This is a genomic window from Treponema sp. R80B11-R83G3 (assembly GCF_054786115.1).
In genome coordinates this window covers 1-562 of sequence record NZ_BDHF01000422.1, presented here as the reverse complement: position 1 = coordinate 562, position 562 = coordinate 1, and the positions used below count along the sequence as shown (strand labels likewise).

The window sequence follows — 562 nt, the reverse complement described above, 5'->3', positions numbered from 1 at the left end:
GTCAGTAACATCTAAATCATTACTATTAATTTGGATTTTTTCGAGAAGACTTCACACCAAGATCACAAAGGGACAATCGAACCTTCGGTTCGCTAGCACAAAGGGGGAATGAGCAATGAAGAAAATCTTATAGATAAAGGTCTTTTCTCATGCTGATTGTCTTACGGTTTTTATTGTAGAGTTCACTGTTTTTCATAAAACCGTTTTTTTCATAAAAAACAATAATACCGTCATCATGTTCAAGGTCTGCGTCTACCGTGAGGAATCGGCAGGCGCAATATTCGGTATTACAAGCCCATGCAATACGTTCCGCGCTGTCAATCATAAAAGACCCTATGCCTTGTATTTTTCTGAAAAAGACTGATCAACCGCTAACTTGGCGATTTTCATGGCGGGTATTGTACGGAAAGGATAATTGAGATGATGAAGTTCTTTCTCGGTAAACGATAGTTTTATCGCGTCCATAATAAGGGACATATAAGCCGCTATTTTACCTGTTAACCGTTCGGTAAGGAGCCATGTAAGGGCAACATGGTCGTTCATGGAACGCAATGCGTCCTTT

Annotated in this window: 2 protein-coding genes; both read right to left on the bottom strand. The window is 39.9% G+C overall.

What is annotated here, in order from left to right; genetic code table 11:
* Positions 1-127: 127 nt before the first annotated feature.
* Positions 128-325: a hypothetical protein gene (locus tag ACYVRH_RS14245; RefSeq protein WP_461257533.1), complete on the bottom strand. Its 198-nt coding sequence runs from the start codon at positions 323-325 to the stop codon at positions 128-130.
* Positions 326-333: 8 nt separating this feature from the next.
* Positions 334-562: hypothetical protein (locus ACYVRH_RS14240; protein ID WP_461257532.1), on the bottom strand; the 229-nt coding region annotated here is incomplete at its 5' end.

Bases quoted from the DNA above. Each gene is read 5' to 3' on its own strand.
- ACYVRH_RS14245 (WP_461257533.1), bottom strand. From the start codon at position 325: ATGATTGACAGCGCGGAACGTATTGCATGGGCTTGTAATACCGAATAT.